This window comes from Mesorhizobium sp. GW821-FHT04C10, assembly GCF_059420305.1.
The window spans coordinates 3,158,855-3,173,449 of record NZ_JBWKTL010000001.1 but is presented as its reverse complement, the minus strand read 5'-3'; the positions used below and the strand labels follow the sequence as shown (position 1 = coordinate 3,173,449).

At 65.2% G+C, this 14,595-nt stretch carries 15 protein-coding genes; 5 read left to right on the top strand and 10 right to left on the bottom strand.

Features of this window, described 5'->3' with window-relative positions:
* Window positions 1-159 precede the first annotated feature (159 nt).
* From arsK to AC07UC_RS15265, 9 genes are all read right to left on the bottom strand, one after another.
* Window positions 160-1,401, bottom strand: a complete 1,242-nt coding sequence (arsK, locus tag AC07UC_RS15305) for an arsenite efflux MFS transporter ArsK (protein ID WP_494906591.1) — start codon at window positions 1,399-1,401, stop codon at window positions 160-162.
* The gene (locus AC07UC_RS15300) at window positions 1,398-2,795 is read right to left on the bottom strand and encodes an FAD-dependent oxidoreductase (RefSeq protein WP_494906590.1); all 1,398 of its coding nucleotides are present in this window, start codon (window positions 2,793-2,795) and stop codon (window positions 1,398-1,400) included. Before AC07UC_RS15300 ends, arsK begins: the two co-directional genes overlap by 4 nt.
* 42 nt (window positions 2,796-2,837) lie before the next feature.
* On the bottom strand, window positions 2,838-3,158 hold the full coding sequence (locus tag AC07UC_RS15295) for an ArsR/SmtB family transcription factor (protein ID WP_494906589.1): 321 nt from the start codon (window positions 3,156-3,158) through the stop codon (window positions 2,838-2,840).
* Window positions 3,159-3,223: 65 nt separating this feature from the next.
* On the bottom strand, window positions 3,224-3,646 hold the full coding sequence (arsC, locus tag AC07UC_RS15290) for an arsenate reductase (glutaredoxin) (protein ID WP_494906588.1): 423 nt from the start codon (window positions 3,644-3,646) through the stop codon (window positions 3,224-3,226).
* Complete coding sequence (locus tag AC07UC_RS15285; RefSeq protein ID WP_494906587.1) at window positions 3,643-4,344, bottom strand: aquaporin; 702 nt, start codon at window positions 4,342-4,344, stop codon at window positions 3,643-3,645. The genes arsC and AC07UC_RS15285 overlap by 4 nt, the downstream gene beginning before the upstream one ends.
* 10 nt (window positions 4,345-4,354) lie before the next feature.
* Window positions 4,355-4,687 (bottom strand): ArsR/SmtB family transcription factor, encoded by a 333-nt coding sequence (locus tag AC07UC_RS15280; protein ID WP_140774123.1) that lies wholly within the window; start codon window positions 4,685-4,687, stop codon window positions 4,355-4,357.
* 183 nt (window positions 4,688-4,870) lie between these two features.
* A complete protein-coding gene (locus AC07UC_RS15275) occupies window positions 4,871-6,337 on the bottom strand; it encodes a virulence factor family protein (protein WP_494906586.1) in 1,467 nt (488 codons plus the stop codon).
* Window positions 6,250-8,811, bottom strand: coding sequence for a bifunctional lysylphosphatidylglycerol flippase/synthetase MprF (gene mprF / locus AC07UC_RS15270; RefSeq protein WP_494908941.1), 2,562 nt, complete (start codon window positions 8,809-8,811; stop codon window positions 6,250-6,252). Before mprF ends, AC07UC_RS15275 begins: the two co-directional genes overlap by 88 nt.
* 822 nt (window positions 8,812-9,633) lie before the next feature.
* Window positions 9,634-10,539 carry a LysR family transcriptional regulator gene (locus tag AC07UC_RS15265; protein ID WP_140774125.1) on the bottom strand — a complete coding sequence of 302 codons (906 nt, stop codon included), beginning with the start codon at window positions 10,537-10,539 and terminating at the stop codon, window positions 9,634-9,636.
* Between the two features lie 93 nt (window positions 10,540-10,632).
* Between AC07UC_RS15265 and AC07UC_RS15260 the strand changes: the two genes are divergently transcribed.
* The 5 genes from AC07UC_RS15260 to AC07UC_RS15240 all read left to right on the top strand — a co-directional run bounded on the left by AC07UC_RS15260 (window position 10,633) and on the right by AC07UC_RS15240 (window position 14,135).
* Window positions 10,633-11,517 carry an aldo/keto reductase family oxidoreductase gene (locus AC07UC_RS15260; protein ID WP_140774126.1) on the top strand — a complete coding sequence of 295 codons (885 nt, stop codon included), beginning with the start codon at window positions 10,633-10,635 and terminating at the stop codon, window positions 11,515-11,517.
* A gap of 134 nt (window positions 11,518-11,651) precedes the next feature.
* Entirely contained in the window at window positions 11,652-11,987 is a 336-nt protein-coding gene (locus AC07UC_RS15255; protein WP_494906585.1) for an ArsR/SmtB family transcription factor, read from the top strand.
* Window positions 11,984-12,478, top strand: coding sequence for an SRPBCC family protein (locus AC07UC_RS15250; protein WP_494906584.1), 495 nt, complete (start codon window positions 11,984-11,986; stop codon window positions 12,476-12,478). Before AC07UC_RS15255 ends, AC07UC_RS15250 begins: the two co-directional genes overlap by 4 nt.
* Complete coding sequence (locus AC07UC_RS15245) at window positions 12,468-13,292, top strand: alpha/beta fold hydrolase (RefSeq protein WP_494906583.1); 825 nt, start codon at window positions 12,468-12,470, stop codon at window positions 13,290-13,292. Before AC07UC_RS15250 ends, AC07UC_RS15245 begins: the two co-directional genes overlap by 11 nt.
* A 93-nt stretch (window positions 13,293-13,385) precedes the next feature.
* A complete protein-coding gene (locus AC07UC_RS15240; RefSeq protein ID WP_494906582.1) occupies window positions 13,386-14,135 on the top strand; it encodes a pseudouridine synthase in 750 nt (249 codons plus the stop codon).
* 35 nt (window positions 14,136-14,170) lie between these two features.
* Here AC07UC_RS15240 and AC07UC_RS15235 read toward each other — a convergent pair whose 3' ends face one another.
* Window positions 14,171-14,593, bottom strand: coding sequence for a hypothetical protein (locus tag AC07UC_RS15235; RefSeq protein WP_494906581.1), 423 nt, complete (start codon window positions 14,591-14,593; stop codon window positions 14,171-14,173).
* Between the last annotated feature and the right edge of the window lie 2 nt (window positions 14,594-14,595).

The following is a 14,595-nucleotide window of genomic DNA, read 5'->3' as shown; positions in this document are numbered from 1 at the left end:
GGCGGCAGCTTTGACCGGCACGCAGCCAAAGGCAACGCTTCCGTTGCCGACGGCGGTTCGAACTGATGGCGGTCAGCGAAATCCGGCCGAGTCCTTGTGGCCCCGGCACCAAAGGCAGCGCCCCCGCATAAATTCCGATGGCTGGGGCACCGGCGACAATCATCCAGCCGCGTACGGCGCGACCGCGGCCGTGCCGCTCTCCGCACCCTTGCGCGATTGCCGGCTGATCAGCGCGATGGCGGCGAAGGCCGCGATGCCGAACAGGCCGACCACGACATTGAGCCACAAGGCCGGCAGGACGCCGAGGCCTGATATCATCAGCGTCAGGCCGAATGGGGCGAAGGCGGAACTGAACTGGCGCGCCGCTGTGATCCAGCCGACATAGGAACCGTAGCGCTCCTGGCCGAACAATTCGAGCGGCAGCGTGCCGCCGACAATGCTCATCAGGCCCGAGCCGAATCCGAAGAGCACGGCAAACAGCATGGCGCCGGGAACGGAGGGCGCCACCACCAGCAGCACCGCGAGGCCGCCGGCAAGGGCTGCGGTCGCGCCGAGCGCCAGCGATGTCTGCGACAGGCCCCGGCCGAACAGCATGTTGACCAGCCGGCTCGCCACTTGCGACGGGCCAAACAGGCTGGCGACCAGCACCGAGGCGCCGCCGAGGCCGACCAGTGTGAGCAGTGGCACCATCTGCACGAGAACAGCCGAAAGCACGAACCCTTCTATGGCAAATCCGGCCAGCACCAGGATGAACAGAGGCGACCATCGCCAGTCGGACGCCGGACCAGACAGGCCTGACGTCACCGGGATGATCCTCTCCCGCGCCTTGCCGGCACCGCCCGGAAGCCGGGCCAGCCACCAATGGATCGGCAGGCAGACAAAGGCGTTGAGCGCGGCAAAGAGCACCAGCACCTCGCGCCAGCCGAGATGCTGGTGCAGCAGCGTCGTCAAGGGCCAGAACAGGGTCGAGGCGAAGCCGGCGATCAAGGTGAGATGGGTGATGGCGCGCCGCGCGCCGCCGAGCTGCACGACGGCGACGAAGGCCGTGCTGTAGAGCACGAAGCAGGAGGCAAGCTCCATGGCCAGCACGCCAAGGGCAAAGCCGGCACGCCCCGGCGCCAGCGCGCACAACAGCAACGCGCCCGCCGCCGCCAGCGATCCCGGCACCATCAGGCGCCCTGCCCCGACCCGGTCCGCGAGGCTGCCCGCGAACGGCGCCAGGATGGCGCTCGCCAGCAGCGACACCGACAGCACGGCGAACACCCATTGCTGCGACCAGGCGAGTTCCACCGCCACCGCCGGCGCCAGGATGCTGTAGCTGTAATAGAGCGTGCCATAGCCGATGATCTGGGTGGCGCCCAGCGCCCAAATGGCGGAAGCGGGGATCTTGCCGTCGCTCACTCGGCGGCTTCCATCTTGCCAGTGCCTGTGCAGCCGCAGCCGCCTTTGCCGGCGGCCTTGGCGTCGGCATCGGCCACGCAGCAGGCTTCGACTTCGGCCGGCGCCGGTCCGCCGCAACAGCCCTGCGAGGCCCCGCCCGCCGGCACCGTGCAGACGCCGGTTTCGGGCAGCACCAGCTGCACCGCGTCGGCCGCCGCCATGTCGCCGGCGATCGCCGCCGCGACCGAGCGAACCTGTTCGTAGCCGGTCAACAGCAGGAAGGTCGGCGCCCGGCCATAGCTCTTGATGCCGACCGTGTAGAAGCCGGGCTCCGGATGGCTGAGCTCGCGGTGGCCGTGCGGCGGCACGTCGCCGCAGGAATGCTCGTTGGGATCGATGAGCGGACCGAGCGCCTTGACGCTCTCCAGCCACGGATCGAGATCGAGCCTGAGCTCCCTGGTCAGCGACAGGTCCGGACGCTGGCCGGTCGCGGCGATGATGCGGTCGACAGGCCCCAGTTGCATCAGGCCCTCCTCGCCCTGCCCCTCGACGATCAGCCGGCCGTTGTGCTCGCGGATCGCAAGCGTCGCAAAGCCCGTCACCAGCCGGACGCGGCCGCTTTCGGCGAGGTCGCGCACATCGGCGCCGAGCTCGCCGCGCGCCGGCAGTTGGTCGGCGTCGCCGCCGCCATAGATGCGCACGAGGTCGGTTCCGCGCACCGCCCAGATGAAAGCCGTGCCGGGTTCGTCATCCGCCAGCCTGGCAAGGTCGAGCAAGGCGTTGGCGGCCGAGTGACCCGAACCGGCGACCAGCGTCGTGCGGCCGGCATAGCGCGCACGGTCGCGGCCAAGAATATCGGGGATGCCGTAGGCGATGCGGTCGGCGAACTCCGCCTCGCCCTCCGCCGCGATGCCGCCGGCGCCGAGAGGATTGGGCGTGCGCCATGTTCCGGAGGCGTCGATGACGGCCCGCGCGCTGTCGCGCCTGATGCCGTCGGCTGTCTCGACGACGAGCATGAAGGGCCGCGTCCCGCGCTCGCTGCCGCGCACCTTGTCGGCGCCCCAGCGCGATATGGCCACGACACGCGCATTGGTCTCGATCGCCGGCGCAAGTTCCGGCAGTCTGGCAAGCGGCTCGAGATAGTGCGCGACGAGTTCACCGGCGGTGGGAAAGGTTTCCGGGTCCGGCATCCGCCATCCCTGGCTTTCGAGCAGCCGGCCGGCCGCCTGGTCGATGCAGTAGCGCCATGGCGTGAACACCCGGACATGACCCCAATCGCGCAGGCTGGCCGCGACGCCGCTGCCGGCCTCGTAGAGTTTTACCGGCAGGCCCCGGGCCATGAGATGAACGGCGGCCGCCAGCCCAACCGGACCGGCGCCGATGACGGCGATTGGCGGATCGTTTCGCGTGGCCATAATTTCCATCCTTCCGGCATTATCGAAATAAGAGGCAAAAAATCAGGCGGCCGCGTCATCCGCCGCCGGATTGCAAGCCGCATCGGCGCAGCATTCATCGGCCAGGAAGCCGATGAGATCGTTCATCATGGGGTAGTTGGCGCGGCAGATCAGCGTCGTCGCCTGCCGCTCCTGGCTGACCAGCCCGGTCAGGATCAGGCGGTGCAGATGGTGCGACAACGTTGAGGCGGCGATGCCGAGGCTGTCCTGCAGGAAGCCGACTGGCCGGCCCGCCTCGCCGGCCCTCACCAGGATACGATAGAGGTTCAGCCGCGTCGGATTGCCGAGCGCTTCCAGCTGCTTCGCTGCTTGTTCGAGTTTCATGGAAATAGCATGCGGCCGGCGACAGGACTCGTCAAGGACTATTTCGAAGAATATCGAAATAGCAGTCAGGCGACCCGCTTGCCGGCGGCATCGACGACGACCTCGCCGTCCTCCTTGGTGAACGGGCCGATGTCGGGATTGGGCAGGAAATCGAGCACCGCTTCTGACGGCCGGGCCAGCACGACGCCGAGCGGGGTCACCACGATCGGCCGGTTGATCAGGATCGGATGCGCCAGCATGAAATCGAGGATCTCGTCGTCGCTCCATTTGGGGTCGCCAAGGCCGAGCTCCGCATAGGGCGTGCCCTTCTCGCGCAACAGCGCGCGCGGCGTTATCCCCATTGCCGCGATCAGCTCGACAAGCTTTTCGCGCGACGGCGGCGTCTTCAGATATTCGATGACCTCCGGTTCCTCGCCGGACTGGCGGATGATCGCCAGCGTGTTGCGCGACGTGCCACAGGCCGGGTTGTGATAGATGGTGATGGTCATTGCGCGGCTTTCATCTGGGTTGCAGTCTTGTCGGTAAGGGTCTGGGGTTCGGCCAGCAGCCAGCCGGCAAGCGCCAGCGCCAGCAGCGCGCCCGCCAGTTCCGCGGCTATGAAGGCCGGCACATCGGAAGGCCGGATCCCGGCAAAGGTGTTCGAGAAGGCGCGGGCAATGGCCACCGCCGGATTGGCGAACGAGGTCGAGGCCGTGAACCAGTAGGCCGATGTGATGTAGAGCCCGACCAGCCACGGAATAGCGTCGCTCCGAAAGCGCAAGCCGGCAAGGATGGTGAAGACCAGGCCGAAACTCGCGACCAGTTCGGCCAGCCACTGCCCCTGCCCGCTGCGTACCGTCGCCGACACCTCGAGCAAGGGCAGGTCGAACATGGCATGGGCGACCAGCGTGCCGGCGAGGCCGCCAACAATCTGGACAGTGATGTAGCCCAGCGCCGCCGGCCAGCCGATCTCGCGCCGCAGCCCGAAAACCAGCGTGACGGCCGGGTTGAAATGGGCACCGGAAACCGGCCCCAGCGTGGTGATCAGCACCACCAGCATGGCGCCGGTCGGAATGGTGTTGCCGAGCAGCGAAAGTGCGACATCGCCGGTCAGCCGGCTGGCCATGATGCCCGAGCCGACCACCGTGGCAACCAGCATGGCGGTGCCCAGCGCTTCGGCCGCGAGACGGCGTCGAATGTCGGTCATGACTCCCGCCTCAACATTTGCAGGTCACGGCCTGGATGATCGGCTGGCAAAGCTCCGGCGCGCCGTTGCAGCAATCCTCCATCAGATAGGCGAGCAGATCGCGAAACCCGGTCATGTCGGCCGTGTAGCGGATGCTGCGGCCCTCGCGTTCGGCACGCACCAGCCCGGCCCGACCGAGGATCTTCAAATGCGCCGACATGGTGTTCTGCACCGTGCCCAGCCGTATGCCGATCTCGCCTGCCGGCACACCCTCGGCCCCGGCCCGGACCAGCAGCCGGAACACCTCCAGCCGGGTCTCCTGGCCGAGCGCGGCGAGCGCCAGCAATGCCGAAATCTTGTCCATCAATCCATTCATCCAGATTTATGGATTAATGGCAGCGGACCATGACAGGGCCGTGACAGCCAGGGCTGACGCCTTTCTCTGGGAGGCGGTCGTTTGGCCGAAGAGAACCGTGGCGGGCAAAATCCGGCGGCTTGCATCGAGCCTTGCGACGGAAGCACTGACAGCGCTCCCGTGATCGCGGTGCTACGACATTCGCGGTTTCATGCGGGCGAGAAGAATCTTGGCGAGCGCGGGGTAGTCTTCGTCGAAGTGATGTCCGCCCTTCATCTTCAGCGTCTGGATTCCCGCCAGCGCGGGATCGGTGCAGGCCGTGTCATCCTCGTCCTCGCCATAGACGCACAGCAGGCGCTCGCGCGGAATGGTGGCAATCGCCGGCGCGACGAAATGATCGCCTCCACCACCGAGCCAGCTACCGACGGTCACCTGGAAGGTAATCGTTTTCTGGGTGGCGAGGAGTCCGACAAACCGGATGCGATCCTTTATCCGCTTCGGCAGCAAGGTCCAGGCAAACGGAAAGACATCGGCGCCAAATGAATAACCGTAGACCGCGACAGGCATTTTGCCCGACGGATCGGCGCGGTCGATGATGGATACGGTGTCATTTGCGATTTGCCGTGGCGTGCGTTCCGCCCAGAAGTAACGAAGCGAATCGATGCCCACCACATGAACGCCGTGCTTGCTCATCTCATCGCCAATCACCTTGTCGAGGTCGCGCCAGCCGCCGTCGCCCGAAAAGAACAGCACAAGGGAATCTGGCGTCGAACTGGCGGGGATATCGATGGTCGGCAGGTCATTTGACGATGCATCGCTCGCGGCGATTGACACCACGGCATCAACCGCCGCGTCGAGGCGGCCGGACACGCTGTCGACAACAACCGCCTTTGCCCGCATCGCATTGTCGGACGATTGCGTGGAAATACCCGCAAGCGGCGCGGCCGAAACCAGTGTTGCGGGTGAAGGTAATTCCGCGTCGAGGGCATAGTTGAAGCCGCCCGCCGGATCCACCGTCGGCGTTGCGCCGCCCGGGCATGTTGGCAGCCGCGTCGCCACGCCGCGCGTCGGTTCGAGCGCGACCGCACCGGCCAATGTCGTCACCGGTGCATCGGCCAACGCCGCATAAGCCAGCGTGCCTCCTTCGCCGATACCAGCCACCACCGGATGAAAGTAGCTGCCGCCGCCGGCAGCGCGGATGGCCGCCTTGGACAGCGCCTCCAGATCGGACCCGAGATACATGCACGCGCCATCGGCCGCATTGAGCTTGCTGCGATATTTTTCGAGGTCGACCGGCAGCACGATCAAGCCCTTGCTGACCAGGGCCGCCGCCAGATCGAGGTCGCGCTGACCGATGCCGCCTTTTTGCGAGAACAGGATGACCAGCCCCGCCGGTTCCTGTTGCGGTAGCTGAACAGGAATATCGACCAGACGCTCGGCGGAAACGCGGATCTCGCGTTGGACGGCCCGCGTCCGGTTGAAATGCAGCGCGAGGCCAAGGCCGGCAGCGATGACCAGAGCCGCCAGAACCAACGTCGCGCGGCTTCTGGTCATCCGCGCAAAGGAAGCAATCATTTCCGAACGAGTTCCAGCGGACCGCCGCCGATCAGGGTGGTGACGTCGAACAGGGATCGTATGGTGTCCAGTCCGGGCGGGCATATGAAATAATGCGGGGTCCAGACGGGATCGAACTTGTCCTTGAAAGCCTTGAGCCCGTCGAAGCGATAGAAGGTCTGGCCACGCCGGTAGAGAAAGGACCCGAACCGATTCCACCGGGAAGCCAGCCGGCCCGCGGACAATCCCGAAAGCGGCGCCGCGCCCAGATTGAACCAGCGATAACCTTGCGACTTGCCATGAAGAAGCAGTTTGGTCAGCAGCGCGTCCATGGCGATCTTGGGCGCGTCGGGCCCATGGCGCATCAGGTCGACGGTCAGCTCGCTTTTGTCGGCGCTCCCCCACAAATTGGCGAAAGCGATGATGCGGCCCTGCCAACGCATGACGGCCATATCGAATCTGCTGACATAGTCATCGTCGAAATAGCCCAACGAAAACCCTTTCTCGGAGCTCGCCTTCATCTGGAGCCAGGCATCCGACACCTCTCGCAATTCGCCTAGAAGCGGTCTCACATTGGCGGCCTCGACGATCTCGAAAACCAGACCATCCTTCTCGGCGCGCCGATCGGCGTAGCGCAACGGCTGCCGGCGTGGGCCGTCGAGGTTGAAGGCCGTCAAGTCGACGCGCGCGACCTCGCCGAGCTTCAGCGCGACCAGGCCCATGTCCAGGTACATGGGCAATTGGTCGGGTTGCACGCCGTAAAAGGCTGTACGGACCGCGGAGCGGTCGGCCAGGTCGTGAAAGGCCCAGGCGAGCTTGCTGTCGCCCTCGACAGGCCCGATCGGCCCGCCGAGCGCGATAAGGCTGCCGCCCGAGCGCGCATACATGATGAAGCCCCGGCCGTCCGGCGACATCAGGAATTGCTTGTCGCCGAGCATTGCCAGAGCCGCATGGGTCACGTTCGAGGAGGCGACGATCGCGCTGACGGCCGGAGGGATTTCGGCGCGTTGCTTGCGGTCGATGGCCTTTCGATTGATGGCCGTGTGAAGCGCCGCCGCTGCCGTGGCGATCAGGATCACGATGCTGGCGCGCAGGAAGCGTGGCGCGTCGCCATCAATGGCAAATTGCCAGAACAGTTGATTGGAATAGTCGATGTCGCGATAGCTGAAGAATCCAAGCCAGATCGAGATGGCGACGATGCTGATGACGCTGGCGAGCCAACCCCATGACAGCGTTCCGATTCCCTCGATCGGGCGGCGATAGAAAGCCTTGCGGAAGCCTATCAGGACCGTCGACAGGGTCAGGAGGACGCCCGCGTCCTCCCAATCAAGACCCCTGCCGATCGAAAAGGCGGCTCCCAGGACGAACAGGATGAGCGACGCCGCCCATGCCTGCTGAAGCCGCCGCGCCAGCCCCCGCGCAAGGATCAGCATTGCAATGCCCGCGAAGGCGGCCGCCAGGTGCGAGACCTCTATGAATGGCAGCGGCAGCATGTCGGAGAGAAGGTCGAGGCGTTCGGCAGCACCTGGAATGGAACTCGAGAACAACAACATTATCCCGCCCAGGAAGGTCGCGCCGGCGGCAATCGGTGGGACAAGGGGCTCCAGGACGCGGCCTGCATAGAGCACCCGCTGCGACACTTCGGCGTGCCGTGCGTAGATCTCGAATGTCAGGACACCGATGACGGCAACCAGGAAGGGCAAAAGCGTAAAGATGATCCGGAAGGCAAGCAGGGCTGCGATGGCATCCGGATTGTTGCCCAGGCCAAGGCCGGCGATCATCGATGCCTCGAAGGCGCCGAGACCGCCGGGAGCGTGGCTGGCGATGCCGATGATGGTCGCCACGACAAAGACAAGCGCGAAGACCGCCGGACTGGTTGTGACCGTCTCAGGCATCAAGACGTAGAGCGTTCCGGCGGCGGCGCAGACGTCGACCAGGCCGGCCACGATCTGCGTCAGGGCGCCGCGCGACCCGGGCAATTTGATGGAAAACCTTCCCACCGTCAGCGTACGTTCGCCGCGCGACAGCCATACGACCAGCAAACCAACCGAAACAATCATCGCGACGCCGAGCGTCAAGCCCAGGCGAGGATCAAGCTGGTCGACAAACGGTGTACGAGCCGGGTCGAGGACCAGGGCAAGGGCGATCATCACGGTGAAGGCGAACCAGATCGACAGCCACGAAGTGGCGATGATTCGACCGATATCGGACAAGGCAATGCCTTCGCCTGCATAGATGCGATAACGCAGCATCCCGCCTGTCAGCAGCGAAAAGCCGAGCGCATTGGAGATGGCGTAGCCGGCAGCGCCGACGCATGCCGACAACAGCTTGGGGACGCGGCCCGGCGCGATCGTCTCCACAGCCACGACATCGTAGAAGGCGACGGCGGCAAAACTCAAAAGTGTAAGTGCAAGCGCGACCAGAAGGTGCCTGCCGGGGATGTTGCGCGCCGATTCCAACACGTGGTCGAGCGAAAGGTCATTCAGGAATCGCTGCAGCACCACCACGGTGATTACCGCGATGGCCACGCCCGCGACTGGCATGGCAAAATGCTGGTAGCGTCCCCAGAAGCCGAACATCTGCAGCCGCGCATCGCGTGTGGTCACCGGATCGGCTATGGGATCCAGGTGGCTCGGATTGGGAAATTCAGGCTTCGGAATCATATTGCTCAAAAAGTTCCTTGGTCTTGTCGGAGCTGGCGGCTGCCCACGCCAATAAAGGGTTTCAAGATTGATGCTCGCTGGGGGCCAGACGAGTTTGCTGGCCAGGCCCGCCTTCGACGGCGAGACCATCCCCGTATCCGTCAAATCCCGAGAGCCCATGGCACAACGGGCGCTTCCTGGCTTCCTCGCCTAACGTTCTTGTTGCTTTTGTGTCCCCAGCGCCGGCTGCAATGTCTATGACGGCGTTTGCCCAGGCACTTACGGCATTACGACGACAGCACTACGACGGATGGACGACGGTATAGGTCGTCTCAATGGTGGGAGGAACGGGGGACTGTGCGGCCGGGGCTTTTCGATTGTCACCGCCATGACGATGTTGCCGACGAAGCCCCCGCATGGCCACAAGAAGCGCGAGTATTGAAAAACAAACGATCGCAACGATCGGTATCAGGACGATTGCGAGCGTGCCGCCTAAAACCAGCGCGGACGCAATTCGAAAGGTTTCAGCGACCCTGTTCATTGAAACGACCCATTACCGCCGGAAACGATGAACCATTGAAATTTCGCACACATTGCCGCTGGAATAAATATTCGTAAGGTCCGTTCGACAGGTCGGACATGAAAACATGAGAAAGACCCGCTTTCCTCCATCGGTTGCCTCGGTTGAAGGGGTCGCATGCGGCCGGCGAACCATCGTGCAACAGGCAGGACAGCTGGCGGCGCGATGTCTTCCCGAAATCACCCCCAGCGCATCGTGCCGACAAAATCGATGAAGGCGCGCAGCGGTGCCGGCGTGAGGCGGCGGCCGGGATAGTAGAGGAACGGCCCGGAAAATTCCTGCCACCAGGGTTCCAGCACCGGCTCCAGCCGGCCATCGTCGAAATAGGGCCGCAGCCAGTCCTCGAACAGCGAGACGATGCCGCCGCCGGCGACCGACACTTCGAGCGCAAGGGCCATTGCCGTGCCGGTGCTGACCAGCAGCGGGCCGGTCGGTTCGACGCTCACCACCTCGCCGTCGCGTTCGAATTCCCAGGCCGGCGTCAGGCCGCTGGCGAAGCGGCCGCGCAGGCAGGCGTGGTCGAGCAGGTCGCGCGGGTGCCCGGGCCTGCCGTGCCTGTCGAGATAGGCCGGAGCGGCGGCGGTGGCGAAGCGCTGCCGGCGCGGACCGATCGGCACGGCGATCATGTCCTGCTCCAGCCGCTCGTCATAGCGGATGCCGGCATCGCAGCCGCTCGCCAGTATGTCGACGAAACTGTCCTCGGCGGTCACTTCCATGCGGATCTCGGGATAGGCGGCGAGGAACGGCGGCAACAGGCGCGGCAGCACCAGTTTCGCCGCGACGACGGGCACGTTGAGCCGCAGCGTGCCGGCCGGGCGGCCGCGAAAGCCATTGACCACGTCGAGCGCCGCCTCGACCTCGCCGAGCGCGGGGCCGAGCCGCTCGAGCAGCCGGGCCCCGGCCTCGGTGGGCGCCACGCTGCGCGTGGTGCGGTTGAACAGCCGTACGCCGAGCCCGTTCTCCAGCCGCCGCACCGTTTCGCTGAGGCTGGAGGCGCTGACGCCGCCCACCCGTGCCGCTTCGCGAAAGCCGCCGGCGCGCGCCACCGCCATGAACGCCTGGAGGTCGCCGAGATCCGTCGCCATTGTTCGCCTTTCCGCACAGGGTGTGCCGATTGCACCATATTATCGTGCAAGCGCGCTTTGTCTACATTGGGCCGATCCAAAGGAGATGAGACCATGACCGACATCAGCAAGGCCGGAACCTTCAAACTCGGCGACCGCACCGTGAAGCGCCTCGGCTACGGCGCCATGCAACTGGCGGGGCCGGGCGTCTTCGGTCCGCCGAAAGACCATGATGGCGCCCTCGCCGTGCTGCGCGAGGCGATCGCCAGCGGCGTCGACCACATCGACACGTCGGATTTCTATGGCCCGCACGTCACCAACCAGATCATCCGCGAGGCGCTGCACCCCTACCCCGCCAGCCTCACCATCGTCACCAAGATCAGTGCCCGGCGCGGCGCCGACGCATCGTGGCTTCCCGCAATGTCGCCGCCGGAACTGACGCAGGCCGTGCATGACAATCTGCGCAATCTTGGCCTGGACGTGATGGAGGTCGTGAACCTGCGCTCCATGCATGGCATCCACGGCCCCGCGGAAGGATCGCTCGAGCCGCAATTGAACACGCTCGCCGAATTGCAGCGCCAGGGCCTGGTGCGCCATATCGGCATGAGCAACGTCACCCGCGCCCAGATCGCTCAGGGTCGCGGCATCGCCGACATCGTCTGCGTCCAGAACCAGTACAACATCGCGCATCGCGAGGATGACGCGCTGATCGACGAGCTGGCCGCCGACGGCATCGCCTATGTGCCCTTCTTCCCGCTCGGCGGCTTCACGCCGCTGCAGTCGGACACGCTGGCCAATGTCGCCCGCAAACTTGGCGCGACCCCCATGCAGGTGGCGCTCGCCTGGCTGCTGCAGCGCTCGCCCAACATCCTGCTCATCCCCGGCACGTCGTCGGTCGGCCATCTCAGGGAAAACCTGGCGGCGGCGGAACTGAAGCTGCCGGCCGACGCGGTCGAGGTGCTGAACGGCATCGCGAACGAGGTCGGGCAAGCGGCCTGAAACGTCCAGCCGGGGCGGAAACGCCCTCCCCGGCGGATGCTTCCACAAGCGCCCACACCACTCCGTAAGCGCGTTGACGGCGCGGCTGGAACCGTTTATAGAACCAATTAGTTCCAGAACTGATTGGTTCCGTAATGGCTGTTGAATCCTCCCTCGACGACACATTCGCGGCGCTGGCCGATCCGACGCGCCGGGCGATCCTGGCCCGGCTGCTCGATGGCGAAGCCTCGGTCGCCGAACTGGCGCAACCCTTCGCGCTCACCGTGCGCGCCGTCTCCAAGCATGTCGGCGTGCTGGAACAGGCCGGCCTCGTTACCCGCAGCCGGGCGGCCCAAAAACATCTCAGCCGCATCGAACTCAAACCGCTGCGCGACATCGACCGCTGGCTCGACGACTATCGCAAGCTGTGGGAAGACCGTTTCGATCGCATGGAGGACCTGTTGCGGCGCGGCGCGGACAGGCCGGAATGAGCGCGCCCGCTACCGCCGACCGCAGCTTTGCCATCGAGCGGATTTTCAGCGCTCCGGTCGAGCGCGTCTTCCGGCTATGGACCGATCCGCTTCTGGTGGCGCAATGGTGGGGCATCAGCGACTGCACCATCCCCCATTGCGTGCTCGACGTGCGCGCCGGCGGCCGCTGGCGCATCGACATGCTCACCGCCGGCGGGACGCTCTACCGCAACCGGGGCAGCTATCTCGAAGTCATCGAGAACGTCAGGCTGAGTTACAGCGACGAACCGGATCCTGAAATCCGCGAATGGGCCGGCAAGCCGCCGGGCCACAGCCGCCACACCGTCACCTTCACACCGGACGGCGCGCGCACCCATGTCCATTTCGAAGTCACCTTGGCCAGCGTCGCCGACCGCGAACGACTGCTGGCGCTCGGCATGCGCGGCGGCTGGACGCAGAGCTTCGACCGGCTGGAACAGCTGATAGGCAAGGGAACCAACCATGCTGGCTGAGAACGCGAAACCGACCACGCAAGCCGCCTTGTCGCGGGATGGAACGCCGATCGCCTGCGAGCGCCGGGGCCAGGGTCATCCGCTCATCCTCGTCGATGGCGCGCTCTGCTCCCGCGCCATGGGCCCGAGCGGCCCTCTGGCCAAGGCGCTGGAAGGCGATTTCACCGTTTTCCGCTACGACCGCCGTGGTCGCGGCGACAGCGGCGACACCTTGCCCTACGCGGTCGAGCGTGAGGTCGACGACATCGAGGCCGTGCTGCGGGCGGCCGGTGGTGAAGCCTATGTCTGGGGCATGTCCTCAGGCGCCATGCTGGCCCTGATGGCGGCGGCCCGCTTGCCCGGCATCAGGAAGCTGGCGCTCTACGAAGCGCCGCTGATCGTCGACGACAGCCGCGCGGCCACGCAGGGCGACTGGACAACGATCAGGCAAGCCATCGCGGATGACAGGCGTGGCGACGCTGTGGGCGCCTTCCTCAAATCGGTCGGCATGCCCGGCTTGCTGATCGCGGTCATGAAGCTGACGCCGATCTGGCGCAAGCTCAAGGCGGTGGCGCATACCTTGCCTTATGACGGCGCCATCGTCGCCGGCGACCAGCTCGGCAAGCCGCTGGACCCCGCCCGCTGGACTTCGCTCAGCGTGCCGGCACTGGTGACCGATGGCGGAAAAAGCCCGCTTTGGATGCGCCATGGCAACAAGGCGTTGGCGCAGGCCCTGCCCAATGCCCGTCACCAGACACTGGCAGGCCAGAACCATATGCTGAAGTCAGCCGCGCACGCGCCGGTGCTGACCGCATTTTTCAACGGGCGCGATTGAGCGACCGGCCCCTTCGGCGCGGCCGGTGTGCGGCTTGCGGAGCCATCGCGGCCCGTGCCATCTGTCTGATGCAACCGACATATCCGGATCAGCATGGCATCAAGACCACCACCCACCGGCAGGCCGGCCAAAGCCGGCGTCAGCCTGAACCGCGCGCTCTCCAAGCTCGGCCTGTGCTCGCGCACGCAGGCCGAGGTGCTGATCGCCGCGGGCCGCGTGCGCGTCGGCGGCAAGGTGGTGCGCGATGCCGCCCTGCGCGTCGACCTCAACCGCGACCGCATCGTCGTCGATGGCGAAAAGCTGGTCGCCGAGCGCAAGGTCTATGTCATGCTCAACAAGCCGCGCGGGCTGGTCACCACCCGCGACGACCCGCAGCAGCGCGACACCGTTTATGCCTGCCTGGAAGGGCTCGATTTGCCCTTCGTCTCGCCGGTCGGCCGCCTCGACAAGGCCAGCGAAGGCCTGCTCCTGATGACCAACGACACACATTTCGCCAACCGGCTGATGGACCCGGCCTCGCATTTGCCCAAGACCTATCATGTGCAGATCGGCGCGGTGCCCGATGAAGCGATGCTCGAGACGTTGCGCGCCGGCGTCACCGTCGACGGCGAGACCCTGACCGCCAATTCGATCGCGCTTTTGCGCAGCGGCGGCCGCACCGCCTGGCTGGAGATCGTCCTCGACGAGGGCCGCAACCGCCACATCCGCCGCCTGCTCGCCGCCCACGGCATCGAGGTCAAGCGCCTCATCCGCATTGCCATCGGCCGGCTGCCTCTAGGCGACCTCGCCAAGGGCACGGCGCGGCATTTGACGGCGGAGGAGCTGGCGCTGGTGGGCGGGTGAGTTGGTGAGTTGGTGAGTTGGTGAGTGCCAGGCCGTCATTTAACGGTAATATTTATGACAACCGTATAAGAATCTCCCGTAATTGTATGGATCGAAAACGTTATCTGATCCCGCCCTTTAAACCCAGGATTCGACCTGTAAAGACCACTTACTCCGTCAACCTTTCGAGAGTCACATTTATAAAAGTCACTCCCCTTGGAATAGACAGGGTAAACCTTTCCAAATACGATCCTTATCTTTCCGTGACTCGGCCCAGCGATTGCCCTTACATCTTGTCTACCCTTAGTTGAACAGTCTGGGTTCAGACTTGAGCCCTTGATGACAGAAACCTCTTTTCCAGAGGGTGCCGTCTTTTCAAGGCTTGACCAGCGCGCCATCGCGGCCGCTGGACAGACAGCGAGCCCCAGAAGGGCAACCATCCCTATGATACCAGTCGCTCGGCAGATCATCTTGGCCATCC

Excerpts from the sequence above, each read along its gene's own strand:
- mprF (WP_494908941.1), bottom strand. The coding sequence starts at position 8,811 with ATGTTCGGCTTCTGGGGACGCTACCAGCATTTTGCCATGCCAGTCGCG.
- arsC (WP_494906588.1), bottom strand. The coding sequence starts at position 3,646 with ATGACCATCACCATCTATCACAACCCGGCCTGTGGCACGTCGCGCAAC.
- AC07UC_RS15260 (WP_140774126.1), top strand. The coding sequence starts at position 10,633 with ATGACCGACATCAGCAAGGCCGGAACCTTCAAACTCGGCGACCGCACC.
- AC07UC_RS15240 (WP_494906582.1), top strand. The coding sequence starts at position 13,386 with ATGGCATCAAGACCACCACCCACCGGCAGGCCGGCCAAAGCCGGCGTC.
- AC07UC_RS15235 (WP_494906581.1), bottom strand. The coding sequence starts at position 14,593 with ATGGCCAAGATGATCTGCCGAGCGACTGGTATCATAGGGATGGTTGCC.
- AC07UC_RS15280 (WP_140774123.1), bottom strand. The coding sequence starts at position 4,687 with ATGGACAAGATTTCGGCATTGCTGGCGCTCGCCGCGCTCGGCCAGGAG.
- AC07UC_RS15275 (WP_494906586.1), bottom strand. The coding sequence starts at position 6,337 with ATGCCCGCCCGGACTGGACACCATACGATCCCTGTTCGACGTCACCAC.
- AC07UC_RS15255 (WP_494906585.1), top strand. The coding sequence starts at position 11,652 with ATGGCTGTTGAATCCTCCCTCGACGACACATTCGCGGCGCTGGCCGAT.
- AC07UC_RS15245 (WP_494906583.1), top strand. The coding sequence starts at position 12,468 with ATGCTGGCTGAGAACGCGAAACCGACCACGCAAGCCGCCTTGTCGCGG.
- AC07UC_RS15300 (WP_494906590.1), bottom strand. The coding sequence starts at position 2,795 with ATGGCCACGCGAAACGATCCGCCAATCGCCGTCATCGGCGCCGGTCCG.
- AC07UC_RS15250 (WP_494906584.1), top strand. The coding sequence starts at position 11,984 with ATGAGCGCGCCCGCTACCGCCGACCGCAGCTTTGCCATCGAGCGGATT.
- AC07UC_RS15265 (WP_140774125.1), bottom strand. The coding sequence starts at position 10,539 with ATGGCGACGGATCTCGGCGACCTCCAGGCGTTCATGGCGGTGGCGCGC.
- AC07UC_RS15295 (WP_494906589.1), bottom strand. The coding sequence starts at position 3,158 with ATGAAACTCGAACAAGCAGCGAAGCAGCTGGAAGCGCTCGGCAATCCG.
- AC07UC_RS15285 (WP_494906587.1), bottom strand. The coding sequence starts at position 4,344 with ATGACCGACATTCGACGCCGTCTCGCGGCCGAAGCGCTGGGCACCGCC.